Raw genomic sequence first — 16,262 nt, forward strand, 5'->3', positions numbered from 1 at the left:
CGTTGCCGGGGGCGGGTTGCCAACCTTTTGGCCGGTATCGTTGGTCAGGCGTGGGAGCGGGCTTGCCCCGCGATGGCGTCAGTTGGTTTAACCGATGGTCATCAGGCTGGCGTTACCCCCCGCCGCAGCGGTGTTAACACTCACCGCCCGCTCGATCACCAGGCGCTCCAGGGCAATCTGATGATCGCCGCTCGACAGCCCATGCACACCAACGATCGCACCGGCACGCTTGGCCACCTGCTCGCAGATACCACGCAGCTGGTCCGAGTCGCCGTGGTGGATCACCGCGTCGAACGCCACCTCATCCTGGTTCCAGTCGGCCACCAGCTTGATCTTGCCTTGCAGCTCCTTCGGCAGACGACCGCGCAAGCCTTTAGCCGGCTCGCCGTCCTGGAACACCGCCGAGCTACCCACCGCCAGCACCGCCGCGAACTGCGCCAGCAGGTCGGCTTCGTTGTCGGCCAGGCACAGCACGTGCTCGCGTGGCAGCACGCTGTAGCTGTTGCGCTCGCCGGTCGGGCCAGGCAATACGCGGGTAATGCCGCTCTGCGACTGTTCGGCGAACTGCTCGCACAGCGCGGCCAGGTCGCTCAGCTGGCTGCCGGCCGCCCAGGTCTTGAGCGTGTTCAGCGGCTTGATCTGCTGGTCGCGCAGGGTGGTATCGGCCGGGCTGCGCGCATCGTCGGCCTGGAAGTGGCGGGCGATGGCGTCGGCCGGGCGGGTCGACAGCAGGCGGTACAGGTACAGCGGGCCGCCGGCTTTCGGGCCGGTGCCGGACAGGCCTTCACCGCCGAATGGCTGCACGCCGACCACGGCACCGACGATGTTGCGGTTGACGTACATGTTGCCGGCATTGACGTTGCCCACTACCTTGGCGATGGTCTCGTCGATGCGAGTGTGCACGCCCAGGGTCAGGCCGTAGCCGGAGGCGTTGATCTGCTCGATCAGCTGGTCCAGGTCCTTGCGGTTGTAGCGCACCACGTGCAGCACCGGGCCGAAGATCTCGCGCTGCAGCTCGTCGAAGCTTTCCAGCTCGATCAGGGTCGGCATCACGAAGGTACCGCGCTTGATCTCTTCACCTTCGGCGATGGCCACCTGGTACACGGCGCGGCCTTTGTCGCGCATGCCCTGGATGTGCTTCTCGATACCGGCCTTGGCTTCGGCGTCGATCACCGGGCCGATGTCCACGGACAGTCGCTCGGGGTTGCCCAGGCGGCTTTCGGCCATGGCGCCCTTGAGCATCTCGATCACGCGGTCGGCGGAGTCTTCCTGCAGGCACAGCACGCGCAGGGCCGAGCAACGCTGGCCGGCGCTGTCGAACGCCGAGGACACCACATCGATCACCACCTGCTCGGTGAGGGCCGAGGAGTCGACGATCATGGCGTTCTGGCCGCCGGTTTCGGCGATCAGCGGGATCGGGCGGCCCTGGTTGTCGAGGCGGCCGGCGATGTTGCGTTGCAGCAGGCGGGCGACTTCGGTGGAGCCGGTGAACATCACGCCCTTGACGCGTTCGTCACCGACCAGGCCGGCACCGACGGTTTCGCCTTGGCCTGGCAGCAGTTGCAGCACGCCTTCGGGGATGCCGGCTTCCAGCAGCAGGCGCACGGCCTGGGCGGCGATCAGCGGGGTCTGTTCGGCGGGCTTGGCCAGTACCGGGTTGCCGGCGGCCAGCGCTGCGGCCACCTGGCCGGAGAAGATCGCCAGCGGGAAGTTCCACGGGCTGATGCACACCACCGGGCCCAGTGGGCGGCAGTTGTCGTTGCGCAGGTCGTTGCGCGCCTGCACCGCGTAGTAGCGCAGGAAGTCCACGGCTTCACGCACTTCGGCGATGGCGTTGGCGAAGGTCTTGCCGGCTTCGCGCACCAGCAGGCCCATCAGCGGCTGGATGTCGGCTTCCATCAGGTCGGCGGCACGTTCCAGGATCGCGGCGCGCTCGGCCGGCGGGGTGGCCTGCCAGATCGGTGCGGCGTTCAGCGCGCACTGGATGGCGTTGTCGACGTCGGCAACGGTGGCTTCCTGCACGTGGCCGACCACATCGCGGTGGTCCGATGGGTTGAGCACCGCAACGGCGGCTTGCTCGCTGGCGGCGCAGGCCAGCAGCGGGGCGGCTTTCCAGTCGTTGTGGGCGGTGGCCAGCAGGGCGCAGGACAGCGACGCCAGGCGGTGTTCGTTGGCCATGTCGATACCGGCCGAGTTGGCCCGCTCGTTGCCGTACAGTTCACGCGGCATCGGGATGCGTGGGTGCGGCAGGCCGATGCTGCCTTCCTGGGTGCCCATGCGCTCGATGCTGGCGACCGGGTCGGCGACCAGTTCCTGGATCGAGATCGAGTGGTCGGCGATGCGGTTGACGAACGAGGTGTTGGCGCCGTTCTCCAGCAGGCGGCGGACCAGGTAGGCCAGCAGGGTTTCGTGGGTGCCGACCGGTGCGTACACGCGGCACGGACGGTTCAGCTTGCCTTCGGAGACCTTGCCTACAACCTGCTCGTACAGTGGCTCGCCCATGCCGTGCAGGCACTGGAACTCGTACTGGCCCGGGTAGTAGTTCTGCCCGGCGATGGTGTAGATGGCCGACAGGGTGTGGGCGTTGTGGGTGGCGAACTGCGGGTAGATGGCTTCCGGCACGGCCAGCAGCTTGCGGGCGCAGGCGACGTAGGACACGTCGGTGTACACCTTGCGGGTGTAGACCGGGTAGCCTTCCAGGCCTTCGACCTGGGCGCGCTTGATCTCGCTGTCCCAGTACGCGCCTTTTACCAGGCGGATCATCAGGCGGTGGCGGCTGCGCTTGGCCAGGTCGATGACGTAGTCGATCACGTACGGGCAGCGCTTCTGGTAGGCCTGGATAACGAAGCCGATGCCGTTCCAGCCGGCCAGCGATGGTTCGAAGCACAGGCGCTCGAGCAGGTCCAGCGACAGCTCCAGGCGGTCGGCCTCTTCGGCGTCGATGTTCAGGCCGATGTCGTACTGCTTGGCCAGCAGGGTCAGCGACAGCAGGCGCGGGTACAGCTCGTTCATCACGCGCTCGTACTGGGCGCGGCTGTAGCGCGGGTGCAGGGCCGACAGCTTGATCGAGATGCCCGGGCCTTCATAGATGCCGCGGCCATGGGAGGCCTTGCCGATCGAGTGGATCGCCTGTTCGTAGGAAGCCAGGTACTTCTGTGCGTCGTGCTCGGTCAGCGCGGCTTCGCCGAGCATGTCGTAGCTGTAGCGGAAGCCCTTGGCTTCGAACTTACTGGCGTTGGCCAGGGCTTCGGCGATGGTTTCGCCGGTGACGAACTGCTCGCCCATCAGGCGCATGGCCATGTCGACGCCCTTGCGGATCATCGGCTCGCCGCTCTTGCCGATGATGCGGGTGAGCGAGGAGGTCAGGCCGGATTCGTTATGGGTGCTGACCAGCTTGCCGGTGAGCAGCAGGCCCCAGGTGGCGGCGTTGACGAACAGCGACGGGCTGTTGCCCAGGTGCGGCTGCCAGTTGCCGGTGCTGATCTTGTCGCGGATCAGGGCGTCACGGGTGCCTTTGTCGGGGATGCGCAGCAGGGCTTCGGCCAGGCACATCAGCGCCACGCCTTCCTGCGACGACAGCGAGAACTCCTGCAGCAGGCCCTGGACGATGCCGGCGCGGCCGCCGGCGCTCTTTTGGTTGCGCAGCTTGTCGGCCAGGCTCGCGGCCAGCTTGTTGGTGGCTTCGGCCTGGGCGGCCGGCAGGCGCGCCTGCTCCAGCAGCATCGGCACCACTTCCTGCTCGGGGCGGCGGTACGCGGCGGTGATCGCCGAGCGCAGCACCGACTGCGGCAGGATGCTTTCGGCGAACTCCAGGAAGCACTGGTGGGCGTGGTCGGCGGCGACTTCACCGGCGTCGTCGCCGAGGCTGGCGACGTGGCCGTTGAGTTCGTTCAGGGTGGCGCCACCCTCGAGCTTCTCGAGATAGTTGAAGATCGCTTGCTTGATCAACCAGTGCGGCGTGCGGTCGATGGACTGCGCAGCTGCTTTGAGTCGCTCACGGGTAGGGTCGTCGAGTTTGACCCCAAGGGTGGTAGTCGCCATTTCTTATCCTCGTTATTGCCACGGGTGTGGCCTAAGCTGAAGGCAAGATTAGCCTGTAGGACAATCCGGGTGCAACCGGGTGCAACCCGAAATTTCCGTGGCGAAGGTGCAACTCGTCTGAAGGGCGTTTCCGTACAGCGGAAAAGGTCTTTCTCGGTATTTTTTGTTATGGAAAACGCTGTGTTTGCTCCGAAATGGAGCAAAAACACGCTTTTATCGGAAAATGCAGGATTGGGTGCAACTTGCAAATGAAAAGTGGTTGCACCTCGTTCACGTTGTTGCATAGGATTCGCCGCCTGGGTGCAACCGCCGTCGTGCACGGCGGGTCGCAAGAGATAAAAACAACGCCAGGGCACAACTCATGGGCAATCCACTAACGATCACCTTCGTGATCTACATCGCGGCAATGGTGCTGATCGGCTTCGCCGCCTATCGCTCCACCAAGAACCTTTCCGACTACATTCTCGGCGGCCGTAGCCTCGGCAGCGTGGTAACCGCGCTTTCCGCCGGCGCATCGGACATGAGCGGCTGGCTGTTGATGGGCCTGCCGGGCGCCATCTACTTCGCCGGCCTTTCCGAGGCCTGGATCGCCATCGGCCTGACCGTCGGTGCCTACCTGAACTGGCTGTTCGTCGCCGGCCGTCTGCGCGTGCAGACCGAGCACAACGGTGACGCCCTGACGCTGCCGGACTACTTCTCCAGCCGCTTCGAAGACCAGACCGGCCTGCTGCGGATCATCTCCGCCATCGTCATCCTGGTGTTCTTCACCATCTATTGCGCCTCCGGCATCGTCGCCGGTGCCCGTCTGTTCGAAAGCACCTTCGGCATGTCCTACGAGACCGCCCTGTGGGCCGGTGCCGCCGCGACCATCGCCTATACCTTCATCGGTGGTTTCCTGGCAGTGAGCTGGACCGACACCGTGCAGGCCTCGCTGATGATCTTCGCGCTGATCCTGACCCCGATCATCGTGCTGATCTCCACCGGTGGCTTCGACACCACCTTCCTCGCCATCGAGGCGGTGAACCCGGCGCACTTCGACATGTTCAAGGGCGCGACCTTCATCGGCATCATCTCGCTGATGGGCTGGGGCCTGGGCTACTTCGGCCAGCCGCACATCCTGGCGCGCTTCATGGCTGCTGACTCGGTGAAGTCGATCGCCAAGGCCCGCCGCATCTCCATGACCTGGATGATCCTGTGCCTGGCCGGTACCTGTGCCGTGGGCTTCTTCGGCATCGCCTACTTCTCGGCGCACCCGGACCTCGCCGGCCCGGTCACCGAGAACCATGAGCGCGTGTTCATCGAGCTGGCCAAGATCCTGTTCAACCCATGGATCGCCGGTGTGCTGCTGTCGGCCATCCTGGCGGCGGTGATGAGCACCCTGAGCTGCCAGCTGTTGGTGTGCTCCAGCGCCCTGACCGAAGACTTCTACAAGAGCTTCCTGCGCAAGAACGCTTCGCAGCAGGAGCTGGTGTGGGTCGGCCGTCTGATGGTCCTGGCCGTTGCGCTGATCGCCATCGCCATGGCCTCCAACCCTGAAAACCGCGTGCTGGGCCTGGTGGCCTACGCCTGGGCTGGCTTCGGTGCCGCCTTCGGTCCGGTGGTGCTGATTTCGGTACTGTGGAAGGGCATGACTCGCAACGGCGCCTTGGCCGGTATCGTGGTCGGTGCGCTGACCGTGATCCTGTGGAAGAACTACGTCGGCCTGGGCCTGTACGAGATCATCCCTGGCTTCCTGTTCGCCAGCATCGCCATCTTCCTGGTGAGCAAGCTGGGCAGCCCGACGAACAGCATGGTTTCGCGTTTTGAAACCGCTGATGCGCAGTATCACGCCGACAAGTAACGCCTGCTGAATCGGCGTTATCCCTATCGCGGGGCAAGCCCGCTCCCACGTGTCTTCGGGCATTTGTGGGAGCGGGCTTGCCCCGCGATGCTTTTTGCCACCCGCAAGGCAGGGTAAACTTGCTGCCTTCGCAGGAGCCGCCATGAACTATCGTCACGCCTTCCACGCCGGCAACCACGCCGACGTCCTCAAACACATCGTGCTCACCCGCCTCATCGCCCTGATGTCGCGCAAGGAGCAGCCGTTCGCCTATATCGACACCCACGCAGGCCTTGGTCTGTACGACCTGCAGGGCGACCAGGCAAGCCGCACCGGTGAATACCTCGAAGGCGTTGCCCGCCTGTGGAATCGCGATGACCTGCCGGCCATCACCGCCGACTATATGGGCGTCATCAAGCGCCTGAACAAGAACGGCGAGCTGCGTTACTACCCGGGCTCGCCCGAGCTGGCCCGGCGCCTGATGCGCGAGCAGGACCGTGCGCAGTTGAACGAAAAGCACCCCGAAGACGGCGTGCTGCTCAAAGAGAACATGAAGAAGGACCCGCGCGTCACCGTGCACCTGGGCGAGGGTTGGCACATTCCGCGGGCCCTGCTGCCGGTACAGGAAAAGCGCGCAATCATGCTGATCGACCCGCCGTTCGAGCAGGCCGACGAGCTCAAGCGCTGCACCGTAGCGATGAAAGAGGCGATCGGCCGCATGCGCCAGACCGTCGCGGCGATCTGGTACCCGATCAAGGACCAGCGCTCGCTGACCCGCTTCTACCAGGACCTGACCAGCACCGGCGCGCCCAAGCTGCTGCGGGTGGAACTGTACGTACATCACCAGGACAGCCCGCAGGGCCTGAACGGTTCGGGCCTGGCCATCGCCAACCCGCCGTGGGGGCTTGAAGATGAACTCAAGGCGCTGCTGCCGTGGCTGGCCAAAGAGCTGGCGCAGACCGCTGGCAGCTACCGCATGGACTGGTTGATTGCCGAATAACCGGCCAATTCGAGCTTCGTGGGAGCGGGCTTGCCCCGCGATGGCGTCGCTGCAGGCACCGTCATCGCGGGGCAAGCCCGCTCCCACGTCCAGCTCATCGCGTTGGCTGCGCTTTGCGTTATAATCCCGCCCTTTAGCCGCCATCCGCCCATCGGGCCGCTGGCGCACTTCTACCGATTTGAGAGGCTAACCCCTTGGCACTGACGATTCTTGGCCTGTCCGGCGCCCTTAGCCATGACCCTTCCGCGGCCCTGTACATCGACGGCAAGCTGATTGCCGCCGCCGAAGAAGAGCGCTTCGTGCGTGACAAGCATGCGAAGAACCGCATGCCCTACGAGTCGGCGAAGTTCTGCCTGGAACAGGCCGGCATCAAGCCGTCGGACGTCGACGTGGTGGCCATTCCCTTCGCCCCGATCAGCCTGTTCGGCAAGGCCCGCTGGCACTACGCCAAGCGCTACTGGTACGCCCCGGACCGCGCCCTCGACGCGCTGCTGATGGGCAACCGCCGCTACAAGCGCTACCGCAAGAAGATCGTCTGGTGCCTGGAGCAGCTGGGCTTCGACCCGAAGAAGATCAAGATCGAGCCGGTCGAGCACCACCTGGCCCACGCTTCCAGTGCCTACCACTGCTCGGGCTTCAAGGAGAAGACCGCGATCCTCGGCATCGACGGCAAGGGCGAGTACGCCACCACCTTCTTCGGCTATGGCGAAAACGGCAAGATCCACAAGATCAAGGAATTCTTCGACCCGGATTCGCTGGGCGGCCTGTATGGCGCGATCACCGAGTTCCTCGGCTTCGAGATGCTCGACGGCGAGTTCAAGGTCATGGGCATGGCGCCGTACGGCGACGCCAGCAAATACGACTTCTCGCGCCTGGCCAGCTTTGAAAACGGCGAACTGGTGATCAACACCGAGTACGCCAACGTCATCGGCCTGCGCCGCTATAAAGAGAAGGGCAAGGGCTTCTACTTCTCGCCCAAGCTGATCGAGTGGCTGGGCCCGAAACGCGAAGGCGACATCGCCGACGAGCCTTACATCCACTACGCGGCGAGCATGCAGGCGCTGTTCGAGAAGCTGGCCCTGCAGATGATCGACCACTACCTGGGCGACACGCTGAAAGAAACCGGCAAGCTGGCCTTCGCCGGCGGCTGCGCGCTGAACGTCAAGCTGAACCAGAAGATCATCGCCCGCCCGGACGTCAAGGAGCTGTTCGTGCAGCCGGCCTCCGGCGACGCCGGTACCGCTGTCGGCGCGGCGGCCTATGTGTCCCACGCCCGTGGCGTGCCGGTCGAGAAGATGGAGCACGTCTACCTCGGCCCTGCGTACTCCAACGAAGACGTGATCGCCGCCTGCGCCCGCCACCCGAGCAAACCGGTATGGCGCAAGCTCGAGAACATGCCCGAGCAGATCGCCAAGATCATGGTCGACGGCAACCCGGTGGCCTGGTTCCAGGGCCGCATGGAGTTCGGCCCGCGTGCCCTGGGTGGTCGTTCGATCATCGGCTGCCCGAGCGTGCCGGGCGTGGCCGACCGCATCAACCACCAGATCAAGTTCCGCGAGCGCTGGAGGCCTTTCTGCCCGTCGATGCTCGACACCGTCGCACCACAGATGATCAAGATCGATCACCCGGCGCCGTTCATGACCTTCACCTTCGAAGTGGCTGAAGAGTGGAAGACCCGCGTGCCGGAAGTGGTCCACGAGGACGGTACCTCCCGTGCCCAGGTGCTCAAGCGCGAGTACAACCCGCGCTACTACGACATGATGAAGGCGCTGGAAAACCTCACCGGCAACGGCGTGTCGCTGAACACCTCGCTCAACCGCCGTGGCGAACCGATGATCTGCTCGCCGACCGATGCCCTGAACATGTTCTTCGGTTCGGACCTGCAGTACCTGATCATGGAAGACATCCTGGTGGTCAAGGACGGCGCGGCGCCTTATGACCAGCCGCTCTGAACCGCGGATCCTGCAGTTCTGCCATGGCTATGACGGGCCGTTCCTCGATTGCGCCCGTCAGTACGCCAGCCTGTTCCAGGGCAGCGGCTACAAGGTCACCACCGTGTTCCTCACCGGGGCAGCCGACGCGAAAGTAGCGGCGGGCTGCGCCTCGGACGAGGTGCTGTTCCTGGAGTTCAGCTCCAAGGCCGTGCGCGGCCTGAAGCTGGGCGCCATCGCTGCGCTGCGCAAGATCGCCGCGCAGCGCAACTTCAGTTTCTGCATTGCCCACCGCTTCAAGCCGATCTACGTAGCGCTGCTGGGCACCGGCTTGCCGGTGATCGGTGTGCACCATGCCTTCGGCGACTACGAGCGCAAGGGCCGGCGGCTGTTCGCCAACCTGTTCCGCCAGCGCCTGAGCCTGCTCGGTGTGTCGGACGCCGTGCGCGATGACATGCGCCGTTGCCTGGCGCAGTGGCCCGCCGAGCGCATCCAGACCCTCTACAACCGCATCGATGTCGAGGCGCTGCAGGCCAGCCTGGTGCCGCGCAGCGAGGCACGCCGGGCCCTGGGGCTCGACGAGCAGGCCTGGGTGGTCGGCAATGTCGGCCGCCTGCATCCGGACAAGGACCAGGCCACCCTGCTGCGCGGCTTTGCCGAAGCACTGCCGGGGCTGCCGGCCGGTGCGCGCCTGGTGATCCTGGGCAAGGGCCGCCTGGAGTCGAAGCTCAAGGCGCTGGCCGCTGAGCTGGGGATTGCCGCGCAGGTCGACTTCCTCGGCCAGGTGCCGGATGCCCGTCGTTATTTCAAGGCGTTCGATGTCTTTGCGTTGAGTTCCGACCACGAGCCGTTCGGCATGGTCCTGCTCGAAGCCATGGTCGCCGGCGTACCGCTGCTGGCCACGGCCTGCGGCGGTGCGCGCGAGGTGGTCGAAGGTGTAGGCGTGTTGTTCCCGCTGGGTGATACCGCGCAGCTGGCCCAGGGCCTGAAGCACTTGGCCGGGCTGGACCCGCAGCAGCAGGCAGCCTGTGCGCAGCACATGCTGCAGCGCCTGGGTGAGCGGTTCAGCGATCGGGCGGTACGCGAAACCTTCTGGCAACTGCCGCAAGTCCGTGCACTGGTTGCGGAGGCCTGATGCTCAACTTTATCCAGGGCTGGCGCGAGCGCGGCTGGCAGGTCATCGATGCGGCTGCCTACAACGAGGCCTGGCAGCGTTTTGGCGGCAGTGTCGCCACCCATCCGCAGGTGATCGAGCAACTGGCCGACCTGGCGCAGATCCCGGTGCGTTACCTCGGTTATCCACAGGCTGGTGAAATCAAGGCCGCCGTGCCGGTGTGGGGGCGCCACCTGGCGCTGTCCAAGGACGTGCTCAAGCGCCATGGCAAGAAGGGCCTGTTCGACCTGGGCAACGCCGAGATCATCCTGCCGGCCGCCGCCGATGCGGCCGCGCCGCTGCGCCATGCCGGGCGCTACCTGTCGCAGCTCAACCAGGGCCGCTTCAGCGGCCTGAAGGCGCAGCCCGAGCAGCTGGCCATGGCCCGTGCCCATGAGGACCTGTCGAAGAAGTTCCGCTACAACCAGCGCCGCGAGCTGCGCCTGCTGGAAGAGGCGGGCGGGCAGGTGCGGCCGATCGGTGACTTCACCTCGGCGCAGATCGCCGCCATGTACTGCGACCTGTTCCAGCGCCGCTGGGGCTTCCCGGCTACCGGTGCGACGCACATGGCCGAGGTGGTCGAGCGCCTGCGCGAGCTGCTGGTCGGTTCGGTGCTGTTCCTCAACGACGCCCCCATCGCCATCCAGCTGGTGTACCGCGTCGAGGCGCCGCAGTGGATCAGCGTGGAGTACGTCAATGGTGGCGTCGACCCCGAGACCAAGGCGTTCAGCCCCGGCAGCGTGCTGAGTTTCCTCAACACCCAGGCCGCCTGGGAGGATGCCAACAGCCGTGGCAAGGCGCTGCGGTTCTCCTTTGGCCGTGCCGACCGTGAATACAAGGACCGTTGGTGCAACCCTGTGCCGGTGTTCCAGTCGTGAGCCGCAAGCAGCAACTGCTCAAGCGCCATCGGCGCAACAAACGCCTGGGATTGCTGGCCGGGCTGGTGCTGCTGGTCGCGCTGGGCCTGTTCAGCTGGTGGTGGCTGCCGCTGTTGCTGCTGCCGCTGCTGTGGGCCGCGCATGAAGCCTGGTTCGCCGACCACCTGTTCTATGCGCCCGATGAAGACTACGCCTACCGTTTCGGCGAGCAGACCCGCGAAGCCGACGCGACGCTGCAAGGTGATCTGCTGCGCACCGATGCTGCCTTGCAGGGCAATGAGACGCTGGTCCTTGAAGTTGGCATCAAGAGTGGCTGGCTGGGGCGCTTCCTCGATCCGCGGGTCGAGCTGCTGGGCGGCACGAAGCGTGACGTGCAGACCTTCGAGCGCGGCGCCAACGGTGTGCGTTATCTCAACCTGACTGGCCTGGCCGAGCCGCTGGCGGCGGGCACCTTGCACCTGCGCGGGCGCCATTGCCGGCTGCAGGGGGCGCCGCGCCTGTGGATAACCCCGGCCATCGAGTTGCGCAAGCGCCGGGTGATGGTGATCGCGCCCCACGCCGACGATGCAGAGCTGGCTGCCTATGGCTTGTACAGCCAGGCCGAGGAAACCTGGGTAGTCACCCTGACCGCTGGCGAGATCGAAGCCGAGCATTACCAGCAGATGGGTATGCAAAAGGCCGAGGCCGCGCGGCTCAAGGGCCGGCTGCGGGCCTGGGACAGTATCGCCGTGCCGCGTTGGGCGGGTGTGCCGGAATCGCGTTGCGTGCAGTTGGGCTATTTCTGCCTGCAATTGCCCGCCATGCAGGCGGCGCCGGATCAGCCACAGGGTTCACGTGAAGCGGACATGGCCGATATCCGCCCGTTCCGCTGCTTCAACCCGTTCCCGCTGCCCGCCGATGCCGACGGTGCGCCTACCTGGCACAACCTGCTGGCCGACCTGCGCGCGCTGCTGGAGCTGGCCAGGCCGCAAGTGCTGGTGATGCCGCACCCGACCCTCGACCCGCACCCCGACCACATCTGCGCCCAGGCCGCCGTGCGCGAAGCGCTGCAAGGCCTGGCCTGGCAGCCGGAAACCCTGCTGTGCTACGCCAACCACCTGCACGACAACGACCGCTGGCCGATGGGCGACAGCGGTGATGGCGTGGCCTTGCCGCCTCAGCTGGAAAGCACCGAAGCCTGGGCGCCCTGCAGCCTGGTGCTGGACACCGCGACCCAGCGTGACAAAGCCATGGCCCTGGGCATGATGCACGACCTGCAGCCCCCGGCCGCTTTCAAGCGCCGCCTGCGCCGCCTGCTGCAACGCTGGCTGGCGGGCCGCCAGCCATCGCCCTATGGCGAGAATGAATTTTTCCGCAAGGCCGTTCGCCGGCACGAGCTGTTCTGGCGCCGCGACCTGTGAGCCTGACCCATGATGACCGCGATAGCGCCGAGCGCCCAAGGAACGCAATGAAAGTCCTATTTCTGGTGCAGAAGGAACAACGGGCGATTCTCGATCGCCTGTATGACGGCGTCGCGGCCCACTGCGACTGCGACCTGCGTTGGCTGAGTGACGAAGACCAGCGCAACCTGCGCCGCTACTTCAAGCGCGAAGTCGACGCCACGCGCTATGACCGCATCGTGTTCTTCCTGCGCTTCAAGCAGGAGATTCGCCAGGTCGCGTTCATTCGTAGCATCCCCAACCTGGTGATTCTCGAGCACGACGCCTACCAGAACTACATCCCCTGCAAGTACACCGGCAAGTTCAGTGCGCATTACCGGCAGCTGCCGTGGGCGCGGGTGATCAGCTCCGGTTACATGGTCAGTGAGCGCTTGCGCCAGGAAGGCTTCGACGCCGTGTTCGTGCCCAAGGGCTACGACGAGCAGCTGTTGACCGACCAGGGGCGTGAGCGCGATATCGAGCTGGCTTTTGTCGGCAGTACCAACAGCGTTGCCTACAGCGGCCGCAAGGCGCTGCTGGACGAGCTGGGGCAGGTGGAAAACCTGGTGGTGACCCGCACCAAGTCCGGTGAGGACTACTGCAATACCCTCAATCGCATCCGCTTTTTCGTCAGTGCCGACGTCGGTATGGGCGAATACATGATCAAGAACTTCGAGGCCATGGCCTGCGGGTGCGTGCTACTGGCCTACGATCAGGGCGAGGAGGAGAATCGTGCGCTGGGCCTGGTCGACATGCATAACGTGGTGCTGTACGACAGCATCCCGGTGCTGCAGGCCAAGTTGCGGCAACTGCGCGACGATCCGGCACTGGCGGCACGCATTGCCGACAACGGGCGCGAACTGGCAACGTCGCGCTTCAGCTTTGCCCAGGTCGGCCGAAGTATTGTCGAACACATGGAGCCCCCTCTGCGGCCGCATCCGCCGCTGACCTTCTGGCAGCGAGTGCTGATGCGCATCGGCTGATCGAAGAGCTGGCTGGCCCATTCGTATGACCGTAGGGGCGCGATACCGTTGAATATCGTCAATGTGATGTGGTCGGGTGGCTCGCCGTTCATGTCCGTACACACTGTCCACCGCCAGCTGCTGGCGCACGCCCCGAAAGGGGCGCAGATCCGCAACTGGCTGTTGCTAGGCGATGGATTGTGCAGCGGTGTCGGCGAGACACGTAGTTGGCATTTACCGTCGCGTGTACTCAAGGGGCGCATGCCCCACCGCCTGGCTTTGTCCTGGGTGCGCTGGCGCATGCTGCGCGCGCTGCGTGAGGCGGCTGCCGATGTGCTGCTGCTGGACGGGGTCGGGGTCGCCCGCCTGTTGCTGCCGCTGCTTCACCGCCTGCCAGGCGTGCAGGTGGCTGTGCTGTTCCATGGCACGACCCGCCTGAATGCCAAGGATGTGGGCCTGTTCCGCCAGTTCCCGGCCGAGCGCCTGCGGGTCGCGGCGGTGTCGGCCACGCTGGCGCGTGCGCTCGAGCAGGATCTTGGGCGGCCGGTGCAGACGGTGCGGATCGCCCTTGACCCGCAGGCGTTTTGCCAGCAGTTGCTGGGGCGTGAACAAGCCCGCCAGGTGTTGGGGCTGCCGGAAGGCGGGCCGGTGCTGGGCGCGGTGGGGCGGCTGGTGGAGAGCAAAGGCTTTGCGATGCTGTTGGAAGCCTTCGCCGAGGCGCACGCACGGATGCCGGGCGCGCAGCTGGCAATCCTGGGGGATGGCGAGTTGCGCACGCACTTGCAGGCCCGTGCCGAGGCGCTGGGGGTGGCCGACAGCGTGCGTTTCTGCGGCCATCGTGACGATCTGGCGCGGCTGTATCCGGCGTTCGACTGGTTGCTGGTGCCCTCGCGCTCGGAAGGCCTCGGGCTGGTGCTGCAGGAGGCGCTGCTGTCCGGGGTGCCGGTGGTCTGCAGCGACCTGCCGGTGTTCCGTGAGCAACTGGGTGACGCGGGCGTTTATCTGCCGGTCGGCGACCAGCCCTCTTGGGCCGAGGCCATCGCCAGCTGCGCCACGCGCGATGGCGCGGCAGTGGCGCGGGAGCAATGGCAGGCGCTGGCGCCCGAGCAGGGCTGGGCGGCGTTCAAGGCCGGCTCGGCAAGCCTGCTGGGGGGCTGAGCATCAGTGGCCGATCAAGGCCGCCTGGAACTGCGCGAGGGGGAACTGCTGGTCCAGTTGCTCGCGCTCGATGTAACGCGCCATGTGCTGCACGTTGCGTCGCACCATCCGCGATGACAAGGGCGCGCGCAGAAAGCGCATGTCGGCCACGTCGATCAACCCCAGCAGCCCTTCGGGAGTCTGCACCACGTTGCCCAGGTGCAGCGAGCGGAAGTAGATACCCGAGCGATGCAGGCGCCGGACCAGCTCGATCAGCTGCGGCAACAGCTCGTCCCAACTGAAGCCGGGTTGGCGGGAGAGGCCCAGCAGGGTGTCGCCCGGCAGCGGGCGATACAGCACGGCGGTGCGGCCAGGCAGTGGCAGCTTGTGATGGCTGATCACTTCCAGGGTTGGCAGGCCCAGTTGCGCCAGGCGCAGGGCGTTGTCGATGAAGCGCTGCGAGTAGGGGCGCAGCAGCGCAGATGAAATCAGCCGCTTGCGACGAAAAACCTTGAGGATATTTCCATCTTCAAGCAGGTAGACTTTGGCACCATGGCTATCTGCCTCTAGCACCTTGGCGCCGAGTATCAGCCGATCGAAGTCGGTCTGGGAGAGCCGGGAGCATTGCATGAGTTCTGGCCTTGTCTTCATGGGCAGGCAAAATGACCGGCAATAATGCCGAAAATTATCTGTTAGCACCATGCCGGTGTATTCGGGTTTCAACGAGGGAAAGGGATGTTGTACGAAAAGCGCTGGGCCAAGGCCTGGCTGGGGCTGGGTTTTGTCTGGTTCCTGGCGGCGATCGCACTGGCGCCGAGCAACAAGGTTTACCAACAGGGCCTGGTCCTGTTCCTGTGGTTGCCCACCCTGGGCCTGGCCTGGTCGGCCCGGCAGGTGTTCATCGAAGCTTGGCGGCGCCAGCCGGCATTGTGGCTCGCGCTGCTGGGCTTGCTGGCCTGGAGTGCCGTGACACTGGCCTGGTCCACCGCCGAGGATGTCTCGCGCGAAGGCAAGCGGCTAATGTACATCGTGCTTTTCCTGATGGCCTTCCCCCTGTTGGCACAGGCGGGTATCGATCGCATCTGGCGCCTGCTGATGCTGGGCGGCGGGTTGCTGGCGCTGGCGGCGCTGATTTCGGTGGTGCGCTTCTACGGTCTGCAGGGCCAGCCACTGGTGACCCGTATCGAGGGTATCGGTGAAATTTCCCACCCGATCCTGGGTGGCTATGTAGTCGCAGCGGCGGCGCTGTGGCTGTTGTACGGCAACCCGCGCCAGCGCGGTCTGCAACTGGCCTGGGCGCTTGCCCTGGCATGCCTGGGGGCCTTCGTGTTGTTCAGCCAGAGCCGTGGTGCGGCCCTGGCGCTGGTGGCGACGGTGATCCTGGCGCCGCTGTGGCATCGCACTCGCAGCAGCGCCCTGTTCGCACTGCTGGCGGCCCTGGCGACCGCCGTGGCCTTCTACCTGATGTACGGGTTGATCACCCAGCGGGGGTCATCGTACCGGCCGGAGATCTTCCAGGCGGCCATGCAGATGATCAGCGAACACCCACTGACCGGCCTTGGCCTGGGTGCCTTCTACCGGGTACAGGCGGCGGGCCAGGAGTTCGACCACACCCACAACATGTTCACCCATATCGCCGTGGAGCTGGGCTTGCCCGGCATGCTGCTGTGGACGGCGGTCTGGCTGTTCGCCCTGGGCGAGATCGTGCGGGCCCGCGCCACGCTGTTCGGCAAGGTCCTGTTCGGCTTCTGGGTGTTCTCCACCCTGGCCATGCAGTTCGACGCCGCCAGCCTGACCGGCACCCCTCGCGCCGAATGGTTCATCAGCTGGCTGCCAGTGGCGCTGGTGATGTTGTTGCCCTGGGCACATGTACGGCAACAACCCTGTGGTAAAATCGCCGGTTCAACCTGAACAGCGAGCTCG

General features: G+C 65.5%; 11 protein-coding genes. 9 read left to right on the top strand and 2 right to left on the bottom strand.

The window, feature by feature from the left end:
• Nucleotides 1-87: 87 nt before the first annotated feature.
• Nucleotides 88-4,041 (bottom strand): trifunctional transcriptional regulator/proline dehydrogenase/L-glutamate gamma-semialdehyde dehydrogenase, encoded by a 3,954-nt coding sequence (gene putA, locus RTH46_RS06295; RefSeq protein ID WP_316905248.1) that lies wholly within the window; start codon nt 4,039-4,041, stop codon nt 88-90.
• A gap of 361 nt (nt 4,042-4,402) precedes the next feature.
• Between putA and putP the strand changes: the two genes are divergently transcribed.
• The 8 genes from putP to RTH46_RS06335 all read left to right on the top strand — a co-directional run bounded on the left by putP (nt 4,403) and on the right by RTH46_RS06335 (nt 14,360).
• On the top strand, nt 4,403-5,881 hold the full coding sequence (putP, locus tag RTH46_RS06300; RefSeq protein ID WP_153786132.1) for a sodium/proline symporter PutP: 1,479 nt from the start codon (nt 4,403-4,405) through the stop codon (nt 5,879-5,881).
• A gap of 142 nt (nt 5,882-6,023) precedes the next feature.
• Nucleotides 6,024-6,860 carry a 23S rRNA (adenine(2030)-N(6))-methyltransferase RlmJ gene (locus RTH46_RS06305; protein WP_316905249.1) on the top strand — a complete coding sequence of 279 codons (837 nt, stop codon included), beginning with the start codon at nt 6,024-6,026 and terminating at the stop codon, nt 6,858-6,860.
• Between the two features lie 194 nt (nt 6,861-7,054).
• A complete protein-coding gene (locus RTH46_RS06310) occupies nt 7,055-8,812 on the top strand; it encodes a carbamoyltransferase (RefSeq protein WP_110995804.1) in 1,758 nt (585 codons plus the stop codon).
• The gene (locus RTH46_RS06315; protein WP_279846526.1) at nt 8,796-9,926 is read left to right on the top strand and encodes a glycosyltransferase; all 1,131 of its coding nucleotides are present in this window, start codon (nt 8,796-8,798) and stop codon (nt 9,924-9,926) included. The genes RTH46_RS06310 and RTH46_RS06315 overlap by 17 nt, the downstream gene beginning before the upstream one ends.
• Entirely contained in the window at nt 9,926-10,822 is an 897-nt protein-coding gene (locus RTH46_RS06320) for an antimicrobial resistance protein Mig-14 (protein ID WP_316905250.1), read from the top strand. Before RTH46_RS06315 ends, RTH46_RS06320 begins: the two co-directional genes overlap by 1 nt.
• The gene (locus tag RTH46_RS06325) at nt 10,819-12,222 is read left to right on the top strand and encodes a PIG-L deacetylase family protein (RefSeq protein ID WP_316905251.1); all 1,404 of its coding nucleotides are present in this window, start codon (nt 10,819-10,821) and stop codon (nt 12,220-12,222) included. Before RTH46_RS06320 ends, RTH46_RS06325 begins: the two co-directional genes overlap by 4 nt.
• Before the next feature lie 47 nt (nt 12,223-12,269).
• Nucleotides 12,270-13,223, top strand: coding sequence for a glycosyltransferase (locus RTH46_RS06330; RefSeq protein ID WP_316905252.1), 954 nt, complete (start codon nt 12,270-12,272; stop codon nt 13,221-13,223).
• A 48-nt stretch (nt 13,224-13,271) separates the two neighbouring features.
• Complete coding sequence (locus RTH46_RS06335; RefSeq protein ID WP_316905253.1) at nt 13,272-14,360, top strand: glycosyltransferase; 1,089 nt, start codon at nt 13,272-13,274, stop codon at nt 14,358-14,360.
• Between the two features lie 3 nt (nt 14,361-14,363).
• On the opposite strand, the gene RTH46_RS06340 is transcribed toward RTH46_RS06335, so the two are convergent.
• Entirely contained in the window at nt 14,364-14,969 is a 606-nt protein-coding gene (locus RTH46_RS06340) for a toluene tolerance protein (protein WP_153786140.1), read from the bottom strand.
• Nucleotides 14,970-15,074: 105 nt separating this feature from the next.
• On the opposite strand from RTH46_RS06340, the gene RTH46_RS06345 reads away from it, so the two are divergent.
• Entirely contained in the window at nt 15,075-16,250 is a 1,176-nt protein-coding gene (locus tag RTH46_RS06345) for an O-antigen ligase family protein (RefSeq protein WP_316905254.1), read from the top strand.
• Nucleotides 16,251-16,262: the final 12 nt, after the last annotated feature.

This window comes from Pseudomonas sp. zfem004 (assembly GCF_032621715.1).
Lineage (GTDB): Bacteria > Pseudomonadota > Gammaproteobacteria > Pseudomonadales > Pseudomonadaceae > Aquipseudomonas > Aquipseudomonas sichuanensis.

Bases quoted from the DNA above. Each gene is read 5' to 3' on its own strand.
- RTH46_RS06305 (WP_316905249.1), top strand. From the start codon at position 6,024: ATGAACTATCGTCACGCCTTCCACGCCGGCAACCACGCCGACGTCCTC.
- RTH46_RS06320 (WP_316905250.1), top strand. From the start codon at position 9,926: ATGCTCAACTTTATCCAGGGCTGGCGCGAGCGCGGCTGGCAGGTCATC.
- RTH46_RS06340 (WP_153786140.1), bottom strand. From the start codon at position 14,969: ATGCAATGCTCCCGGCTCTCCCAGACCGACTTCGATCGGCTGATACTC.
- RTH46_RS06315 (WP_279846526.1), top strand. From the start codon at position 8,796: ATGACCAGCCGCTCTGAACCGCGGATCCTGCAGTTCTGCCATGGCTAT.
- putP (WP_153786132.1), top strand. From the start codon at position 4,403: ATGGGCAATCCACTAACGATCACCTTCGTGATCTACATCGCGGCAATG.
- RTH46_RS06345 (WP_316905254.1), top strand. From the start codon at position 15,075: ATGTTGTACGAAAAGCGCTGGGCCAAGGCCTGGCTGGGGCTGGGTTTT.
- putA (WP_316905248.1), bottom strand. From the start codon at position 4,041: ATGGCGACTACCACCCTTGGGGTCAAACTCGACGACCCTACCCGTGAG.
- RTH46_RS06330 (WP_316905252.1), top strand. From the start codon at position 12,270: ATGAAAGTCCTATTTCTGGTGCAGAAGGAACAACGGGCGATTCTCGAT.